Genomic DNA, 20,960 nt, shown 5'->3' on the forward strand with positions numbered 1-20,960 from the left:
GACCATCACATGACGATCGGTGTCGTCGGCGCGGGCACCATGGGCGCCGGTATCGCACAGTGCCTGGCGCAGTACGGGTTCCAGGTCGTGGTCGCCGAGTCCGATCCGGACGCCGTGACCAGGGCGCGTGCGGATCTGCGGCACCAGGTGCGGCTGGCGAGGCTGCTCGGCCACGGCGGCGCGGCCGATCCGGCCGTCGTACTGGAGCGCGTGCGGTGGGTGGACCGGATCGAGGCGATGGGCGCACTCGATGTCGTCATCGAGTCGGTGCCGGAACGCCCGGAGATCAAGGACGCGGTATTCGCCGCACTCGACCGGCACTGCGCCGCAGGCACGGTATTCGCCACCGGCACCTCGGCCATCCCGGTCGCCCGTCTGGCGCAACGGGTCTCGCACCCCGAGCGAGTGCTCGGACTGCACTTCATGAACCCGGCGCCGCTGACCGCCGCGGTCGAGGTCGTCCGCGGTACGCAGACGAGCGACGGCGCGCTGGCCACCGCGGTGGCGCTGGTCGAGGCGCTCGGCAAACAGGCGATCGTCGTCGGCGACGGGCCGGGCTTCGTGCTGAACCGGCTGCTGATGCAGACGATCGCCGCCGCGGCCGAGCGAGTAAGCGCGGGTACCGCCGATGCGGCGACCATCGACGAGATCTTCGAGAAATGCCTCGGCCATCCGATGGGCCCGCTGCGCACGGCCGACCTGATCGGCCTGGACAACGTGGCCGACACGCTCGAGGTGCTGCGCGCGGAGACCGGCGACGGCCGGTACGCCATACCGCGGGCGCTCGCGGAGCTGGTGGCCGCCGGTCGATTCGGACGCAAGACGGGACGGGGATTCCATGCTTATCGGTGACGAATCGCGCAGTGCTGCACTGAGCAGTGCCGAACTGAGCAGTGCCGAACTGAGATACCGGCAATCGGGCAAATGGTCGGCCGACCGGGCCTATTGGTCGACACGGCTGGCCGATGCGCCCCGGCCGGAACAGCCATCGGCCCTCGGGCCCACCGGGGTTCCCGGCTCGCTGCGGGTCACCATCGACGCCGCGTCGTTGACGCCGATCGCCCGGCGCGGCGGCGGTGGCACGGCGGCGGTGCTGCTCGCCGCGGTGGCCGCTTTCGCGCACCGGTGCACCGGTGCGGCCGAGATCGTGATCGCCTACCGCGCGGACGGTGCGCTCACGCCGATCCGGCTGGCCGTGACACCGCGAGATACGCTCGCGGCGCTGGCCGTTCGTGCCGGGGCCGAGTTGCGTGCGGCGCGGCGGCACCGGTTCCTGGCCGCCTTCGACGATCCGTGGCCGGAGCCGGACGCTCGGGTCTGGGGGCTGGTCGCCGAGGTGAACGCGGACGGGAACAACGGATTTCGTCCCGCCGAAGATTCGGCGCTCACCGTACTGCTGGACGATCGGCTCGCCGGACAGTGGACCGCCGACGTGCACGCGTCGGCGGGCGCCGTCGGACGCTTCGCGCGCTTGCTGAACTGGTGTGCCGGGCAACCGGATCGGGCGATCGGTGCGGCGGACCTCGACACCGCCGAGGAGCGCGACCGGCTCATCGAGTTCGGAAACACCACCGCGCACCCGGTGGATCCGGCGGCGACGCTGCTTCGCGCCTTCGAGGATCAGGTGCGGCGCACACCGGGATCGATCGCGGTGCGCGCGGATGGTCTCCTGCTCGACTACGCCGAATTCGCCGCCAGGGTGCACCGGCTGGCCCGCTGGCTGATCGACGCGGGCGTCGGACCGGAAACACTGGTCGCGGTGTCGATGGCGCGGTCGGTGGAACAGGTGGTCGCGCTCTACGCGGTGCTCGCCGCGGGCGGCGCGTACCTGCCGATCGATCCCGCCCATCCCGAGTCGCGCTCAGTCGGCGTACTGCGTGCGACACGCCCGGTGTGCCTGCTGACCCGATCCGGCGAACAGGCGCCCAAGGTCGACGGACTACGCGCCGTCGCGGTGGATGAGCTCGACACGGCCAGCTATTCCGTTGCCGCGGTGACCGATTCGGAGCGGCGCGCCCCACTGCGTCCGGACAATCTCGCGTACGTGATCTTCACCTCGGGTTCGACGGGCTCACCGAAGGGCGTGGCCGTCACGCACGCGGCGATCGTCAACCAGCTGGAATGGATGGCGGAACACCATCGCCTCGCGCCCGACGACGTGTACCTGCTCAAGACCGCGATGACCTTCGATCCTTCGCTGTGGGGCCTGTTCTTGCCGCTGCGGCTCGGTGCCGCGCTGGCGCTCGCTCGCCCGGACGGCCATCTGGATCCGGTGTACCTGGCGGAACTGATCGCGCGCGACCGGGTGACGGTCACCGATTTCGTGCCGTCGCTGCTGTCGGTGCTCGCCAGGCACCCGGCGATGTCGGCGCTCGGTACGCTGCGGCAGCTGTTCGTGATCGGTGAGCAGTTGCCGCCCGCGACGGTCGCGGCCGTCGGCGCCGGGGTGACCGTGCACAATCTGTACGGTCCGACCGAGGTCGCGGTGTCGGTGACCACGCACCGCAGCGACGCGAGCGACGCCGAGGTCGTCCCGATCGGCACACCCGCGTGGAATACCCGTGTCTACGTCCTGGATTCGAGCCTGCGGCCGACGCCGCCGGAGCTGGTCGGCGAGCTGTACCTATCCGGAATTCAGTTGGCGCGTGGCTATTTCGGCCGTGGCGCGGCGACGGCGGAGCGCTTCGTCGCCGACCCGTACGGCGGCGCGGGCGCACGCATGTACCGCACCGGTGACCTGGTGCGCCGGCGCGCCGATGGCGCACTGATTTTCGTGGGCCGGGCCGACTCCCAGGTGAAGGTGCGGGGCCAGCGCATCGAACTCGGCGAGATCGAGACGGCGCTGAGCGCGCATCCGGATATCGAACGCGCGGTGGTGATCCTGCGCGACGATCGGCTCGTCGCCTACCTGGTGCTCGCGCAGGGGCGGCAAGAACCGGCGCTTGCCGAATGGCTGTCCGGCAGGCTGCCCGCCGCCATGGCGCCCAGCGCCTTCGTCGTGCTCGACCGGATACCGCTGACCTCGAATGGGAAGCTGGACAAGCGCGCGCTGCCCGCACCGGTGGCTGATCTCCCCGAGTACCGGGCGCCCGCGGGCACCACCGAGGCGATGGTCGCCGACTCGTTCACCGACGTGCTCGGCATACCGCAAGTCGGCGCCCACGATTCGTTCTTCGCCCTCGGCGGCGACAGCATCATGTCGATCCTGCTGGTCGCCCGCGCGCGCGGCCGCGGTGTGCTGTTCACACCCCAGGACGTCTTCGAACAGCGCACGGTCGCCGGGCTCGCCGCGGTCGCGCGCACCGAGGGCGAACGCCGCGCCGACGTCCTCGCGGAACTGCCCGGCGGCGGTCTCGGCGAGATGCCGCTGCCGCCGGTGCTGCGGCACCTGATGGACCGTGCCGGCGGCCCCGAGCGGCTCGCCCAATCGCTGGCGCTGCGCTTGCCCACCGGAATCGACCGTGCGGCACTGGTTTCGACCCTTCGCACGGTCGTCGACCGGCACGACATGCTGCGCGCTCGCCTGTACCGGGAGTCGGGCGAGTGGCGACTCGCGGCCTCGGCCCCCGGCGCCGTCGACGTGGACGCACTGGTGCACCGGATCGTGCTCGATCCGCACGCGGAGACCGCCGCCGTGCTCGATATCGCGGCGGCAGCGCGGGATTCGGCGATCCATCGGCTCGATCCCGCGAACGGGATAGTGCTGCACTGTGTGTGGCTCGACCCCGAATCCGCCGACGCGCAGGGGTGGTTGATCATGGTGCTGCACCATGTGGCCGTCGACGGCGTGTCATGGCGAATCCTGGTCCCCGACTTGATATCCGCGTGGTCGCAGCTGCGGGCCGGGCGTATACCGGCGCTGCCTGCCCCCGGCACTTCGATGCGACGGTGGGCGCATGCGCTGACCGCCGAGGCGCACCGCGACGAGCGGGTCGCGGAGCTGACGCTGTGGCGCTCGGCGCTCGGCTCCGGCGAAACTCAGGTGGGGGAGCGGCCTTTCGATCCGGACATCGATCGGGCGTCGACGGTGCGGCACCGGAAGATCGAGGCATCGATCGAGCTCACCGCGCTGATCGACGCGGTCGGGCAGCGTCATCGGGCCGAACCACAGGAGGTGCTCGTCACCGCGCTGGCGCTGGCACTGGCGGCGTGGCGCGGCATCGGCGCCCGCACGCTGTGGCTGGAAAGCCATGGGCGCGAGCAGGAGGTGATCGACGGGGCGGACCTGTCGCGGACCGTCGGCTGGTTCACCACCGTCCACCCGGCACGGATCGACCTGGGCGGCATAGATATCGACGCCGCGCTGACGGGCGGGCCCGAGGCGCGTCGAGCACTACAGCGGATCAAGGAACAGCTGCGCGCGCTGCCCGATCACGGCATCGGCTACGGGCTGCTGCGCTACCTCAATGCCGAAACCGCGGCCCTGCTGCCCGCGTCCGCGACCGAGATCGGGTTCCGCTATCTCGGCAGGACGGCGAGCGGACACGCAGGCGGCTCGGCCTGGCTGCCCGCGGTGGAACTGTCCGAACTGCCCGAGCCCGCGATCGACGCCCCCGCCGCCGCGGCCATCGATGTGGCCGCGATCGTCGTCGACGACCGCTTGCACACCAGCTTCGCCTATCCGCGAACACTGCTGAGCGACAGCGATATCGGTGCGCTGGGCGAATTGTGGACCACGGCGCTCACGGCGCTGTGCGCGCCGGAGACCGCGCACGGCCACGGTGCGGGGCCGCTGGCCTCCGGCCGGACCTCGTCGGATCTGGCGCTGGTGCGGCCGGACCAGGACGAGATCGAGCGGTGGGAGCGGCGGTATCCGGGGCTGCTCGACGTATGGCCGCTCACCCCGCTGCAGGCGGGCCTGCATTTCCACGCGGTGCTGGCGCGCTCGTCGTTCGACGCCTACCACGTGCAAACCGTGTTCACCCTGACCGGTGCGGTCGAGCGGGCCCGGCTGCGGGATTCGTTGCAGTGCCTGCTGGATCGCCACGACAGCCTGCGCGGTGCGGTGGTGACCCGGGCGGACGGCACGGCGGTGCAGGTGGTGGTCGGCGCCGTGCCGATGCCGTGGCGCGAGATCGACCTGCGTGACCAGGCCGATCCCGAGGCGGCGCTCGCCGATCTGATCGACGCCGACCGCGGCGAACCGTTCCGCCTCGACACACCGCCACTGCTGCGTGGCATGCTGATCACGCTGCGCGACAACGACTTCCGCCTCATAGTGACCAACCACCACCTGCTGATGGACGGCTGGTCGATGCCGATCGTAGCGGCCGAACTACTGGCGCTGTACGCGGCGGATGCGGATCCCGCGGTGCTGCCCCCGGTGCGCGGCTACCGGGACTTCCTGGTGTGGCTGCGCCGCCGCGACACCGCTGCCGCCGCGCGGGCGTGGCGCGACGCGTTCGCCGACGGGGTGTCGCCGACGCTGCTTGCCCCGGAGGATCGCGGCCGCCGCATCGCCACGGCCGCAGGCCGATTCGACTGTGGTCTGGACGAGGCGGACAGCGCGCGGTTGCGTGCGCTGGCCGCCGCGCATCAGGTCACGGTCAACACCGTGCTCCAATGCGCCTGGGGCATAACGCTCGCCCTGAGCACCGGCCGCCAGGACGTCGTCTTCGGCACCACCGTGGCGGGTCGCCCCGCCGAACTGGCCGGTGTCGAATCGATGGTCGGGCTGTTCATCAACACCGTGCCGGTGCGGGTCCGGATACGCGAAGGCGACTCGATGGCGCAGCTGCTCACCCGGCACCAGGCCGACCAGACGGTGCTGGTCGCGCACCAGCACCTCGGGCTCCCCGAAATCCTCGACGCGGCAGGGCATACCGCGTTGTTCGATACCCTGCTGGAGTTCCAGTCCTATCCGCTCGACACCTCGGCGCTGGACGCCTACGAGGGTGTGCACGGTCTGTCGATCACCGATTTCGAGGTCAACGACGGCACGCACTACCCGATCACCCTGGTGGCCGCGTTGCGGCGGTCGCGGTTGTCGGTGCAGGTCGGCTATCTGCGGGAATGTTTCGACGAGCCGGCGGTGCGCACGCTCACCGACCGCTGGATGCGGGTGCTCGCCGCCATGGTCGCGAATCCGCGGGCTCCGATCGACTCGGTGATCTCCGCCGAGCCGCGCCGGATGCCGCAGGTGGGCACCGATATTCGCCGGTCCATCGATCCGGCGGCGACACTGCCCGCGCTGGTCGACGCGCAATGCGCGCGCACGCCGGACGCGGTGGCACTCGAATTCGACGGCGCCGTGCTCACCTACCGCGAGTTCGCCGATCGGGTACACCGCCTCGCACATTGGCTCATCGGATCCGGTGTCGGTCCGGAAACGATTGTCGGACTCTGTATTCCGCGCTCGATAGAGCTCGTCGTCGCCGTGCACGCTGTGGTCGCGGCGGGCGGTTGCTATGTGGCGCTCGACCCCGAGGATCCGAAGGAGCGCCACAAGCGGATCATCTCGGCGACGCGCCCGCTGTGCGTGCTGAGCCTCGGCCGGTCCACCGGCCTCGGAACACCGTGGGTGGTACTGGATTCGCTCGACCTGACCGAGTACCCGGTGTGGCCGGTATCGAACGCGCACCGGCGTGCGCCCTTGCGCGCCGCCAACACCGCGTATGTGATGTTCACCTCCGGGTCGACCGGCACGCCGAAGGGCGTCGCCGTCAGCCACGCCGCGATCGTGAACCGGTTGCTGTGGATGGCGGCCGAATATCCGGTGCGGCACGGCGACGCGGTGCTCCAGAAGACCCCGGCCACCTTCGACGTCTCGGTGCCGGAGCTGTTCGGGCCGTTGCTGACCGGAGCGCGGATGGTCATCGCCGCACCCGGCGGACACCGTGACCCCGGCTATCTCGCCGAGCTGATCCGGAGCGCGGGCGTGACCACCGCGCACTTCGTGCCAGGCCTGCTCGCCGCATTCCTCGCGAGGCCCGATGCGGCTGAATGCCGCAGCCTCACCCGCGTTTTCGCATCGGGGGAGCGGCTGTCCGCCGCCATCGCGCAGCGTGCGGTCGCCACCTTCCCGCAGGCCGCGGTGATCAACCTGTACGGGCCTACCGAGGCCGCGGTGGAAGTCACCGCGCACGAGGTGATCGAAACCGATACGCGCACGGTGCCGATCGGACTGCCGGTCTGGAACACCCGTGTCCACGTACTGGATTCGCGGCTGCGCCCGGCGCCTGTCGGTGTCGCGGGCGAAATCTATCTCGCCGGAGCGCAAGTGGCGCGCGGGTACCTCGGACAGTCCGGGCTGACGGCGGAGCGGTTCGTCGCCGATCCCTTCGACGCCGACGGCGCGCGGATGTATCGCACCGGCGATCTCGGCGCCTGGAACGCCGCGGGCGAGCTGGAATTCCTCGGCCGCAACGACGGTCAGCTGCAACTGCGCGGCAGGCGGGTGGAGCCGGGGGAGATCGAGGCGGCGCTGTGCGAACACGAGGGCGTCGCACAGGCCGTGGTGCTGCCGTGGCGCGCGCCGGGCGGTGACGACGACGTGCTCGTCGCCTATGTGGCGCCGGACGGGCGAGGAGGTACTCCGCAGGCCCAGCGCGCGCTGGTCGAGGAGTGGGCCAGGGTCCACGGAAGCCTGTACGACGATGGCGCGTCCGCACCCGGATTCGGCGCGGACTTCCGCGGGTGGACGAGCAGCTACACCCGGGCGCCGCTACCCATGGAGCAGATGCGGGAATGGCGCGACACCACGGTGGCGCGGATCCGTGCGTTGAATCCACGACGGGTGCTGGAGATCGGCGTCGGATCCGGTCTGCTGCTCGCACAGCTGGCGCCCGACTGCGCCGAATACGTCGCGACCGACGTGTCCGGCGCGGTCACCGAGGCGTTGCGCACCGCGCTCGGCGGGAGCCCGGAATGGGCGCAGCGCATCGCGGTGCACACCCGCCCCGCCGACGATTTCGACGGCCTGCCCGAATCGCATTTCGACACCGTCGTGCTGAATTCGGTGGCGCAGTACTTCCCGAGCGCGTCCTACCTGTCGTCGGTGATCGCCGGTGCTATGCGGGTTCTCACGCCGGGCGGCGCGCTGTTCATCGGCGACGTCCGCAACTTGACCTTGGCGCCCGCACTGGCCACCGGTATCGAAATGGCACGTACCACCGGCGATATCGATCCGGCTGTGCTGGCCGAGCGGGTGCGGCGCAGGCTGACCGCCGAGCGGGAACTGCTGCTGGCGCCCGAGTATTTCACCACGGTCACCGACGCGGATCCGGCGATCGGCGGCGTCGGCATTCACGTCAAGCGCGGCGCCGCGGACAACGAGCTCACCAGGTACCGCTACGACGTGGTGCTGCACAAGAATCCGGTGCAGGCGCGATCGGTGCGGTCCGCGCCGCGGCTCGACTTCGCCGGAATCGATACGCTCGCCGCCGAATTGCGCGCCAATCGCCCACAGGTGGTGCGAGTGAGCGGAATTCCGCACGCGGGGGTGCGAGCTGAGCTGGCGGCCGCCCAAGGCGGCGGCAACGCCGCCTCCGATGCCCCAGGCCTGTGGCCGGAGCAACTCCACCGGCTCGCCGCCGAATTGGGGCTCGCGGTGGTGGTGACCCTGTCGAGCACACCGGGACTGCTCGACGCGATCTTCACCGATCCGGCGATCGGCGCCGTGACCGATGGCTACCTGCCCGGTGACCGCACTCGGCATGCCAACGATCCCGCGGCTGCCTCGCTGGCCGCCGAGCTGCGGTGGTTCCTCACCGACCGGCTGCCCGCCGGGCTGGTGCCCGCGGCGTTCGTCGTGGTGGATCAGCTGCCGACCTCGGCGAGCGGGAAGCTGGACCGCCGCGCGCTGCCCGCGCCCGAATTCCCGCGCGGCGCCTACGAACCGCCGCACGGGCCGGTCGAGGCGGCGATCGCGGCGGCATTCGCCGAAACGCTCGGTGTCGCACAGGTCGGCCGCGCCGACGACTTCTTCGCCCTCGGCGGTCACTCGCTGACCGCGACCAGGGTGGTGAACCTGTTGCGCGGCGCCCTCGGCACGGAGGTGCCGATCGGAGAGTTGTTCGCCGCACCGACGGTCGCCGAATTGGCGGCACGGGTGGTGCTCGGCGGGCAGCGCCGCGATCGGCTCGTCCCGATGGCTCGTCCCGCACAGGTCCCGCTGTCGTTCGCGCAGCGGCGAGTGTGGTTCGTGCACGAATTATCCGACGGCGCACCGCTGTACAACATTCCGTTCGCACTGCGGCTGCGCGGAGCGCTCGATATCGGCGCGATGCGGGCGGCACTGGCCGATGTGGTGGCGCGCCACGAATCCCTGCGCACGATCTACCCCCAGGTGGACGGCCTTGCTTATCAGCACATCCTGTCGCCGGGCGCGGCGGCGGTCGACATCCCGCTGGTGGCGCTCGATCCGGCGGACCTGACGGCGGCACTGGCCGAGCGGGCCGGGCACCGCTTCGACCTGAGCGCCGACCTACCCTTGCGCGCCTGGCTGATTCGCCTGCGCGAGGACGAGCATGTGCTGGTCCTGGTGATCCATCACATCGCCGCGGACGGCTGGTCGATGGTGCCGCTGGCCCGGGATATGGCCACTGCCTACGCGGCCCGTGCGGCGGGCACGCCGCCGGGCTGGGATCCGCTGCCGGTGCAGTACGCCGACTACACACTGTGGCAGTGGGAACTGCTCGGCGCCGACAACAGCCCGACCCCGTTGCTCGAGGACCAAGTGTCGTACTGGCGAACCGAACTCGCCGCACTGCCGCCGCTGCGGCTGCCGATCGACCGGCCGAGGCCCGCGCGGCCGAGCGGGCTGGGCGGTCAGGTCGAGCTGGTGCTCGACGCCGAGTTGCTCAGTGCGGTCGAGCATTACGCGGCGGGCCGCAGGGCGACCACCTCGATGGCGCTGCAAGCGGCCTTCGTGGTGCTGCTGCGCCGGCTCGGCGCGGGCGAGGACCTCGCCATCGGCGGTCCGATCGCGGGGCGCACCGATACCGCGCTGACGGAGCTGGTCGGCTTCTTCGTCAACACCTGGGTGCTGCGCGTCGATCTGTCGGGCGATCCGTCCTTCGACACGGTCGTCGATCGGGTGCGGGCAAAGGCGCTGGCCGCCTACGCGAATCAGGACGCGCCGTTCGAGCGGCTCGTGGAATTGCTCGCTCCGCCCCGATCGAGGGGAACGCACCCGCTGTTCCAGGTGATGTTCGCGTGGCAGAACAATGCCGTTCCCGAGGTGGGCCTGCCCGGCGTACTAGCCACGCCCGTTCCCATTACCACCGGCACCGCCAAAATGGATCTGTTCTTCAACCTGAGCGCGCCGGCCGATCCGTCCATGCCCGCGGGCGGCGTGGTCGAGTACGCGACCGATCTGTTCGAGCGCGAGACCGTCGAAGCCATGGTGGCGCAGTATCTTCGGCTGCTCGCCGCGCTGGTCCGCGACCCGGAGCGCGGCATCGGCGCGCTCGATCCGGTTTCGGGCACCGACGCTCGATCCCTCACCGACGGGAGTTACACGTGACCGCCTCCGACGCCGACCGGCGCAGGCCGCTCACGGCCGCGCAGGCCGGAATCTGGTTCGCCCAGCAGCTCGACACCACCGGGCGGCGGTATGTGGTCGGCGGTCATCTGCACATCCGCGGCGCGCTCGACACGGACCTGTTCGAGCGGGCACTGCGGCACACGGTGGCCGGGAGCGAAACGATGCGGGTACGGTTCGCCGCTGAGGACGGCGCACCGGTCCAGGTACTGGAGGACGTGCGCGACTGGGTCTTGCGCAGGATGGACTTCGCCGACCGGCCGGATCCGCTCGCGGCCGCAGGGGCGTTCATCGATGCGGAGATGGACCGGCCCTACGACCTCACCGCGGCGCCGCTGTTCGACCACGCCCTGCTGCGGGTCGGCCCCGCGGATCACCTGTGGTTCATCAGGTTTCACCACATCATCTGTGATGGCGGCGCGATGGCGGCGTTCATGCGCAGGGTTTCGGATGCCCACCGCGCGCTGCGAGCCGGAGAAGCGTTGCCGGAGGGCGTATTCGACCGGCTCGACGCGCTGATCGACGAGGATGTGCGCTACCGGTCCGCGCATCGGTTCACCGCCGACCGCGATTTCTGGGCCGGACGGCTGGCCGGGCTGCCCGATGCCGCGATGCTCGCCGAGGACGGCGCGGGCGGCGCCGACGAATTCGTCCGCCACAGCGGCCATCTGGACCCGGACACGTGGAAGGCGTTGCGGCATCGGGCCGATGCCTACGGCGTGCGCTGGCCGGTGCTGGTGCTCGCGGCCACGGCGATCGCGCTCCAGGCCGACAACGGTGGCCGAGTGGTGGTGCCCGGCTTGACGGTTCCGGCGAAGCGCTCGTGGCACGCGCTCGGGATGACCGCCAATGTGGTGCCGCTGCGGCTCACGGTCGATCCGGCCGCGCCGCTGTCCGCGCTGGTGGACGCGGTCGGAGCGGAGAGCATGACGGTGCTGCGGCACCAGCGCTACCGATTGGCCGACATGCACCGGGATCTCGGCGCGCTCGACAGCGGGCGGCGGCTCGTCGGCCCCGTGGTGACCATCATGCCGATGGAAACGATGCGGGAGTTCGGCGGCCATCCGGCCGTCCCGCACGAGGGTTCGCCGGGCCGCACGGACGGGGTGACGATCGGCGTCTACGACAACGGTGAACCCGAGCTGCGCATCGATATCGATTCGGTGGCGGCGCGGCATACCGCGGCGAATCTGGCCGCCCAGCACGCACGGCTGCGCGCCGTCCTCGCCGCGATCGCGCACGCCGAACCGGACACCCCGATCGGCCGATTGCGGTACGACGCAGATGTTTCCGCCATCCCGGCCGTCCCAGCGGACACCGATGCCTGGCAGCCGCGCACACTGGTCGAAGCACTGCGGCACGGCGTGCGGACCTCGGGTGACTCCGCGGCCCTGATCCATGGCGAGGACGTTGTCACCTATCGCGAGCTCGATGAACGGTCGAATGGCCTGGCGGCCAGGCTCGTCACGCGCGGCGCGCGCCCGGGCGCTTTTGTCGCGGTCTTGCTGCCGCGGTCCATCGATCTGATCGTCGCTATGGTCGCGATCGTGAAATCCGGTGCGGCGTATGTGCCCTTGGATCCCGGGTATCCCACTCCGCGGCTGCGGATGATGCTGGACGAGGCCGCACCGGTGCTGGTGGTCACCGACGGCACGCACGGGGGAGTCCTCGCCCCGGCCGACCCCGTGGTGTCGATCGACGAGGGCGACTCGGGAGCGACGGTCGCGGTCGAGCCGCGACCGGACGATCCGGCCTACGTCATCTACACCTCCGGGTCGACGGGAACACCGAAAGGCGTTGTCGTCACCCATGATTCCGTCACCCGGCTGCTCGCTGCGACCCGCGGGGAGTTCGGCTTCGGCCCCTCGGATGTGTGGACGCTGTTCCACTCGACCGCATTCGACTTCTCGGTGTGGGAGATCTGGGGCGCGCTGCGGCACGGCGCGACGCTGGTGATCGTCGGCGAGCAGACCACGCGCTCACCGGAGGAATTCCTCGAACTGCTCGTCGCGCACCGGGTTACCGTCCTCAACCAGACCCCGGCGGCATTCGACCTGCTCACCACGACGCTGGCCGCCCGTCCGGAACTCGGGGCCGAGCTGGCGCTGCGGCTGGTGGTCTTCGGCGGCGACAAACTCGACGCGCGGCGGCTCGCGGGCTGGTTCGAGCGCTTCGGCGCGGCCGGGCCGCGCCTGGTGAACATGTACGGCATCACCGAGACCACGGTGCACGTGACCGCGGGTGAGCTCGGTGCGGACTCGGTGCGGTACCCGGGCAGCGTTGTCGGCCTGCCCATTCCGGGCCGGGCGGTGCGGCTGCTCGACACCGCGCTGCGTCCGGCGCCGCCGGGTCTGCCCGCCGAAATGTATGTGGGCGGCGAGAGTGTCGCGCGCGGCTATCTCGGCAGGCCTGGGCTCACGGCGGCGCGGTTCGTCGCCGATCCGGCGGGTCCGCCCGGTGCGCGCGTGTACCGCAGCGGCGATCTCGGGGTATGGCGTTGGCGCGGGCTGGAGTACCTCGGCCGGGTGGATCGGCAGCTGAAGATCCGCGGATTCCGCATCGAACCGGGTGAGGTCGAGGCCGCGCTGCGGGCCGTACCCGGGGTGAGCGCCGCGGCGGTGCGGGCCGCCGACCTGGGAACGGGCGACCGGCGGCTGGTGGCCTACGTGGTGGCGCCTGGGCTCGACGCGAGCCGAGTGCGCGACGAACTCGCGACGAGTCTGCCCGCGCATCTGCTGCCGTCGATCATCGAGCCGGTCGCGGCGCTGCCGTTGACGCCGAACGGAAAGCTCGACGATGCCGCGCTGCGGGCGCTGCGCCGAGCGGTCACCATGCCGTCGCGGCCGGAGGGCGAACCGGCGGCCACGGTGTACCGGCTGTTCGGCGAGGTGCTCGGGATCGGCGAATTCGACAGTGCGGAGGGCTTTTTCACCCTCGGCGGCGATTCACTGCTGGCGCACCGGCTCGCGGTGCGGATCAGGGCGGAGTTCGGCGTCGCCCTCACCCTGCGCGACCTGTTCGCTCGGCCGAGCGTCGCCGAACTCGCGGAGCTGATCGGCGGCGCGAACAGCGCGGCGCCACAGCCCGTTCCGGCCGCCGGTCCGCGGCCGCCGCGCCTTCCGCTGTCGTTCGCACAGCACCGGCTGTGGACGCTGTATCGGCTCGACCCGGCCGCGCCCACATATCACATCCCGTTCGCGGTGCGGATCCGCGGCGGACTCGATATCGAGGTGCTGAGCGCCGCCGCGGGCGATGTGCAGGCCAGGCACGAAAGCCTGCGCACGGTATTCACCGAGACCGACGGGCAGGTCTGGCAGACGGTGCTCGACGGCCCGCCCGCTCCGCTGTCGACGGTCCACGCGGGCGACCTGACGGCTCAGCTCGCGGACGAGGTCGCGCGCCCGTTCGAGCTGTCGTCCCGGCCACCGTGGCGTCTCGTCGTATTCGCCCGCGACAGCGGCGATCACGTGCTGCTCACGGTGCTGCACCACATCGCCGCCGACGAGCATTCGATGGGGGTGCTCGGGGCGGAGCTACGGACGGCATACGCCGCCAGGCTCGACGGTCACGCACCAGGCTGGGCGCCGATACCTATCCAGTACGCGGATTACACACTGTGGCAGCGCGATACGCTCGGCAGCGCGGACGATCCGGATTCGCCGCTGTCCGCCGAGCTCGCGCATTGGCGAAATACGCTGCGCGGCTTACCGGCCGGGTTGTCGCTGCCCTTCGACCGGGCCTCGACGGCGCTCACCCATCGCGGCGGCACCGTGCCGCTGCGATTCGACGAAGGGACGCGCGAGCTGATCGCGGCCCTCGCGGCGCGCCATGGCGCGACGGCGTTCATGGTGCTGCACGCGGCGGTGGCCTGCCTGCTCGGCCGCCTCGACGGCGGCACCGATATCGCCGTCGGCACCGTGACATCGGGACGGGACGCGGCGGGACTCGACGGGCTCATCGGATTCTTCGCCGAAACCGTGGTGCTGCGCACCGATCTGTCCGGCGATCCCGGCTTCGCGGCCGTCGTCGAGCGCGCCCGTGACGCCGATATCACCGCTTTCTCCCACCAGGCGCCGTTCGATCAGGTGGTGGCGGCACTGCGCCCCGAGCGCGCGATGGGGCAGCACCCACTGTTCCAGGCCATGGTGACCCTGCGTGCGGAGCGAGACCCCGTCCTGGACCCGGCGGGCCTGCGCGGTCGGCCGGTGCCGCTCGCGGCGACCCATGCGAAATTCCCGCTGCTGTTCGAATTCGCCTGGGGTGCGGGCAGTGTGGGCGGCGCACTGGAATACAGTGCGGAGCTGTTCGACCGCGAGACCGCCGTCGCGCTCGCCCGTGCCCTGCGGCTGCTGCTCGCCGCCGTGCTCGCCGACCCCGAAACTCCGTTCGCGGGCATGGAATTCCTGGACGCGGACGATCGGGCACGACTGTCGGTCACCGCCGAGGTGCGGAGCCCGGCGGCGCGGACACCGTCGGAGCCCGTCGATCCGGCCGTCGAGCAAGTGTTGCGCACGCTGGTCGCTTCGGTGCTCGGTGTGGACGACATCGGCGTGCACGACAGTTTCTTCCGGTTCGGCGGCGACAGCATCCTGGCCATCCGGCTGGTGAACCGCGCGCGGGCCGCCGGTGTGCTGATCACCCCGAAGGATGTGTTCGAACGGCAGACCGTGCGCGCGCTCGCGCGCATCGCGGCACCGGTCGCGGCGGTGCCGACGGATCCGCTGGCCGGTGTCGGACAGATCGAACCGACCCCGATCATGCGGGCGCTGCTCGACAATCCCACGCCCACAGCCGGATTCGGGCAGTACGTGATCGTGCCCGCACCGGACGGCGCGACCGAGGTGTCGCTGCGGGCCGCGCTCCAGACGGTGGTCGACCGCCACGACGCGCTGCGCATGCGGGTCGTCGGGGCGGCGGGACGGCGAGGTCTGGAGATCGGCGCGCCGGGCTCGGTGGCCGCGGGGCCGCTGCTGCGGCGGATCGAGACGGACGATCCCGAGGCTTGTCTGGACGACGAACGTGCCGCGGCCCGAGGCCGGTTGGCGCCCGAGGCCGGGGTGCTGCTCCAAGCGGTCTGGTTCGACGCGCGGCCCGGGCTGCTGCTGCTCGTGTTGCATCACCTCGCCGTCGACGGTGTCTCCTGGCGCATCCTGCTGCCCGAACTCGCCGCCGCCCACCACAGCGCCGCCACCGGAGCCGAGCTCGCGCTGCCGCCGGTGGTGACACCCCTTCGTGCCTGGGCCGGTGCGCTGGCCTCGGTGATCGTGCCGGAGGACGAGATTCGCTGGTGGACGCGGCTGGCGTCCGGTACGTCGTGGCTCGGCGACCGTGTGCTCGATCCGGCTCGCGACACCGTTTCCGCGGCCGAAATACACACGGTGACACTGGGTGTGGCACACACCGAGGCGTTGCTCACGCAGGTGCCGCATCGGTTTCACGGCACCGCCGCCGACATCCTGCTCGCGGCACTGTCGGTGGCGGCGGCGCGGTCGGCGGGCCGGGCGTGGGACGGTGTGCTCGTCGACGTCGAGGGACACGGCCGCGATCTCGACGCCGATGCGCTGGCGGGCATGGACGTCTCGGCAACGGTCGGCTGGTTCACGGTGATCCGCCCGGTGCGGCTGGACGTCGGCGTAGCGGACTGGGACACCATGGTGCACAACGGATCCGGGCTGGCCGATGCCGCGAAACAGGTGAAGGAGATGCTGCGCTCGGTGCCGGGCCGCGGCATCGGCCACGGGCTGTCGCAGCGCGGTGCGGTCAACGCGCCGTTCGGCTTCAACTACCTGGGGCGGCTCGGCGGCGAAACCGGTGCGCTCGGTGTGCGATTCGGCAGTGTGGCGGATCCGTCGATGGCGGTCTCCCATGCGGTGGAGATCAATGTCGCGGTCGACGAGACCGCCGAGGGGCCGGTACTGCGGGCCGAATGGGCATGGGCGCCCGGCGTCGTCGACGGTGCGGAGATCACCCGCCTGGCCGGCGATTGGCGAGCGGCGCTGACGGCCTTCGCCGTACATCACACCGATCCCGGTGGCGGGCACACCCCGTCGGACTTTCCGCTCGCGGAACTGAGCACCACCGAGCTGGCCAGGCTCGAAGGTGAATTCGGCGAGCTCGCCGACGTCCTTCCGGTCACCCCGCTGCAAGCCGGGTTGCTCTTCCACACGCTGTACCAGCGCGCCACCGAGGCCCGTGAGGACGCCTATGTGGTACAGCTCGTGCTCGACATGGAGGGTGTGCTGGACGAAGAGCGGTTGCGGGCCGCGACGGTCGCACTGCTGCACCGTCATCCACACCTCGGCAGCGCCTTCGTCGTCGAAGGTCTGGAACGCATCGTGGCCGTGGTGCCCGAGGGTATCGAACCGCCATGGCGGACAGTGGATCTGACCGATCTCGACGCAGCGGCGCGGGCGGCCGCCACCGAACGGACGCTGCGGGAGGAGCGCCGCCGGATCGATCCGGCGGCACCGCCGCCGCTGGCGTTCTGCCTGATCAGGACCGAGGCAGGCCGGTGGCAGCTGGCGTTCACCCATCATCATGTGCTGCTGGACGGCTGGTCCGTCGCCAATGTGCTGCGCGAGATGATCCTGCTGTACCTGGGCGCCGAATTGCCGCCAGCCCCACCGCTGCGCGACTATCTCGCGTGGCGGGCCACCCGCGACCGCGCCGCCGCGCAAGCGGCCTGGGCTGTCGCGGTGCGCGATTGCGGCCCGACCCGGGTCAGTCGCGCGGGCCGGGCAGGCTGGTCGGAGCAGCCCGAGGTACACGAGTTCAGCCTCCCCGATGCGCTGGCGGCGCGGCTGCTCGACCGTGCCGCGCGGGCGGGCCTGACGCTGAACACGATGGTGAACACCGCATGGGCGCTGGTGCTCGGCCACGTCACCGGCAGTCATGACGTCGTATTCGGCACCACGGTCTCGGTGCGTCCCGCCGAACTGGACGCCGAGCGGATGGTCGGATTGATGATCAACACCGTCCCGGTGCGGGTCCGGTTGCGGCCCGGCAGCACCCTCGGTGCGCTGGCCTCGGGTGTGCAGGCCGAGCGCGCGGCACTCTACGAACACGAACATCTCGGCCTGGACGAGATCGAGGAGCTCGCCGGCAGCGCCGAATTGTTCGACACCTCGGTGGTTTTCGAGAACTACCCACTCCAGGTCGACGATCTCGGTGCCGACGGCGCACTGCGGATGGATATGGCCGAGGTGTACGACCGGCCGCACTATCCGGTCGCCCTCGCGGTGGTGCCGCGCGAGGGGCAGCTGACCTTCCGGCTGTCCCTGCGCGCCGAACAGGTGGCCTGGTTCGGCGCGGCGGGCGAGTGGTGGGACCGGTTCCGCGCCGCATTGGCAGCGCTGTCCGATACGCCACAGCACACGGTGGCGGCCACCGACCTGCTGACCGGGGTCGAACGCGAGCTGGTGCTCGGGTGGAGCCGCGGGCCGGTGACCGAATCCGAAACCCGTTCGCTCGGCGTCGTTTTCGAGGACGTGGCCGCGCGGCATCCGGACCGGATCGCGATCCGCTCCGGTGCCACAGAGCTGACATATGGCGGGCTGAGTGACGAAGTGCGCCGTCTGGCAGGCTATCTGGCCGCGCGCGGCGTCGGCATGGGGACCGCGGTCGGCGTCACCCTGACGCGATCGATCGACGTTCCGGTGGCGTTCCTGGCGATCGTGCGACTCGGCGCGCTGATCGTACCGATCGATCAGCGCTTCCCGCCCGCACACCGGCGGACGGTGCTGGAGCGCACCGGGTCTCGTCTCGTGGTCGACCACGAGATGCTGGCCGACGCGGCGGCGAGCGATGCGCCGGCGGACGATATCGATGCCGTCGTCCCCGTCGACGCGCCCGCGTGCCTGATGTACACCTCGGGGTCGACGGGCGTGCCGAAGGGCGCTGCCGTCACCCATCGCAACATCCTGACGAGGGTGTTCGACCGCTTCTGTGCCGGTGACGGCAGTCGTGCCGAAGATGAGCGAATCCTGTTCCACTCGCCGCACTCCTGGGATTTCGCGACCTACGAGCTGTGGCTGCCGCTGCTGACCGGGCGAGCCATCGAGGTAGCACCGGCCGGAGATCTCGACGCCGCCGACTACGCCCGGCTGCTGCGGGATACCGGGATCACCACCGCGTCGATCTCGACCGGCCTGTTCGACCTGCTCACCGAGCAGATACCCGGCGACCTCGCCGGTTTGCGGCGGGTGATCGGCTGCGGCGCGGCGATGCCGCCCGGCGCGGCCGCGCGGCTACGCGCGGCGGGCGCCGAAGGCACGGTGCTCAACGGGTTCGGACCGGTCGAGGCGACGTTCTTCGCGGTGGCCCATCCGATTCCGCGCGACTACCGCGACGACGACGAGATGCCGATCGGGCGGCCCATCGACAATACGACGGCTGTCGTCCTGGATTCGATGCTGCGGCCGGTGGCGCCGATGGTGATCGGCGAGATCTACCTGTCCGGCGCCGGGCTGGCCGACGGCTACTACCACGCGCCCGCGGCGACCGCGGCACGGTTCGTGCCGAATCCGTTCGGCCCGCCAGGCTCGCGGATGTACCGCACCGGCGATCTCGGTCGCTGGGATCGCGGTGGCACCATGCATTTCCACGGCCGGATCGACCGGCAGGTGAAGGTGAGCGGATTCCGGGTGGAGCCCGCCGAGGTGGAGGCCGCGCTGCGGCGGCAGCCGGGGATCACCGCCGCGGTGGTCAGCGCGCGACCGGGCCCCGCCGGGACGACACTGATCGGCTATATCGTGGCGCGCACGCCGGTCGATCCCGATGCGGTGCGGGCCAGGCTGATCGAGGAGTTGCCGCGGTATATGGTGCCGTCGGCCATCGTGACGCTCGACGCACTGCCGCTGAACACCACCGGCAAGGTCGATTTCGCCGCACTGCCCGCGCCGTCGAGCGGGGGAGTGCGGCAGGCGCGCACCCCGCGGCAGCGGATTCTGGCCGAGATCTTCGCCGATGCGCTAGGCCTGCCCGAGGTGGCCGTCGACGACGACTTCTTCCTGCTCGGCGGAAATTCGCTGTCCGCCATGCGATTGGTCGGCCGGATCCGCGCGGCGCTCGGCCACGCGGTGACGGTGTACGACCTGTTCGAGGCGCCGACGGTCGTCGGCCTCGAGCAACGACTCGGCGCCAGGGTGGCCGCGTCGCCGGTCCAGCCCCGCCGAGATCGGCCCGCCGTGCTGCCGCTATCGCCTGCGCAGCAACGGTTCTGGGCAATCAACTACCTGGAGGCGCATCGACCGGACTATGTGATCGCGATGGCGGTCGAGTTCACCGGCGATCTCGATGTGCCCGCACTGCGCGCGGCCGTCGGCGACGTCGTGGCCAGGCACGAGGCGCTGCGAACGGTGCTGCCGTACACCGACACCGGGCCCGTGCAGCAGATCGTGCCCGCGGAATCGGTGCGCATCGGGCTGCGCGTCATCGATATCGCACCGGCGGACCTGGACGACGCGATCGCCGCCGAACTCGCGAAGGGTTTCGACCTGATGTCGGAACTTCCGGTGCGCGGCAGGCTGTTCCGGGTCGAACCAGAGCGGCACGTGCTGTTCATGATGTGCCATCACGTCGCCGTCGACGGCGAATCGCTGGCCATTCTGCGCCGCGAGATCGCCACGGCATACCTCGCTCGGCTCGGCGGCACCGCACCCGAATGGCGGGGCGCGGCAACGCAGTACGCCGACTACGCGCTCGCGCACCAGGCCGTTCTCGGGGACGAAGCGGACCCGGAGTCGGTGCTCGCGACGCAGGCCGCCCATTGGCGCACCACCCTCGCGGATCTACCCGGGGAGCTGTCGCTGCCGTACGACCGTCCACGGGCGGCGATGACCGACCGGACCGCCGACGCGGTCCCGATCGTCATCGACGCGCCGACCCACACCGTGCTGACCCGCACGGCCAGGGCAGGCGCGGCGAGCGTGTACACGGTGGTGCACGCCGCACTGGCCGCCACATTGACCGAAGCCGGTGCGGGGCACGATATCCCGATCGGCGTGGCCGTGAGCGGCCGCGACACCGACGAACTCGACAGCGTCATCGGCTGCCTGGTCGACCTCGTCGTCGTGCGCACCGACACCGGCACACCCGCGAGCGGTGCAGCGCTCATCCGCACGGTCCGCGACGGCCTGCTGACCGCGGTCGACAACAAGGACTATCCGTTCGATCGACTGGTCGAGACACTGAACCCGCCGCGCGTACCCCACCGTCACCCACTGGTCCAGGTCGCCGTTACATACCGCACCGAACCGGTTGCGCAGGAGGCTTTCCCAGGCGGTGCGCGCTACCCGCTACCCACTCGCACCGTCGAATTCGACCTACTCCTGGAACTCACCGAGCACGTCGAATCCGGCACCATCACCGGTGAACTCGTCTACCCCCGCCAACTGTTCGATCGACCGACGATCGACCGCTTGGTCGCGGCGATGCACACCCAGCTCGCGGCCCTCTCCGCGGAGTTCGCGATGTAGGG

General features: G+C 70.9%; 3 protein-coding genes. All 3 read left to right on the plus strand.

Annotated features, from left to right (window positions below; genetic code table 11):
* The first annotated feature begins 9 nt into the window (after positions 1 to 9).
* The 3 genes from ACIG5A_RS27305 to ACIG5A_RS27315 are packed head-to-tail and all read left to right on the plus strand — an operon-like array spanning position 10 to position 20,958.
* On the plus strand, positions 10 to 852 hold the full coding sequence (locus ACIG5A_RS27305; RefSeq protein WP_397244944.1) for a 3-hydroxyacyl-CoA dehydrogenase family protein: 843 nt from the start codon (positions 10 to 12) through the stop codon (positions 850 to 852).
* Positions 839 to 10,465: an amino acid adenylation domain-containing protein gene (locus ACIG5A_RS27310; RefSeq protein WP_397244946.1), complete on the plus strand. Its 9,627-nt coding sequence runs from the start codon at positions 839 to 841 to the stop codon at positions 10,463 to 10,465. Before ACIG5A_RS27305 ends, ACIG5A_RS27310 begins: the two co-directional genes overlap by 14 nt.
* Positions 10,462 to 20,958: an amino acid adenylation domain-containing protein gene (locus ACIG5A_RS27315; RefSeq protein WP_397244948.1), complete on the plus strand. Its 10,497-nt coding sequence runs from the start codon at positions 10,462 to 10,464 to the stop codon at positions 20,956 to 20,958. Before ACIG5A_RS27310 ends, ACIG5A_RS27315 begins: the two co-directional genes overlap by 4 nt.
* Positions 20,959 to 20,960 lie beyond the last annotated feature (2 nt).

This window comes from Nocardia sp. NPDC052566, from assembly GCF_044547285.1.
In the GTDB taxonomy this organism is placed as follows: Bacteria; Actinomycetota; Actinomycetes; order Mycobacteriales; family Mycobacteriaceae; genus Nocardia.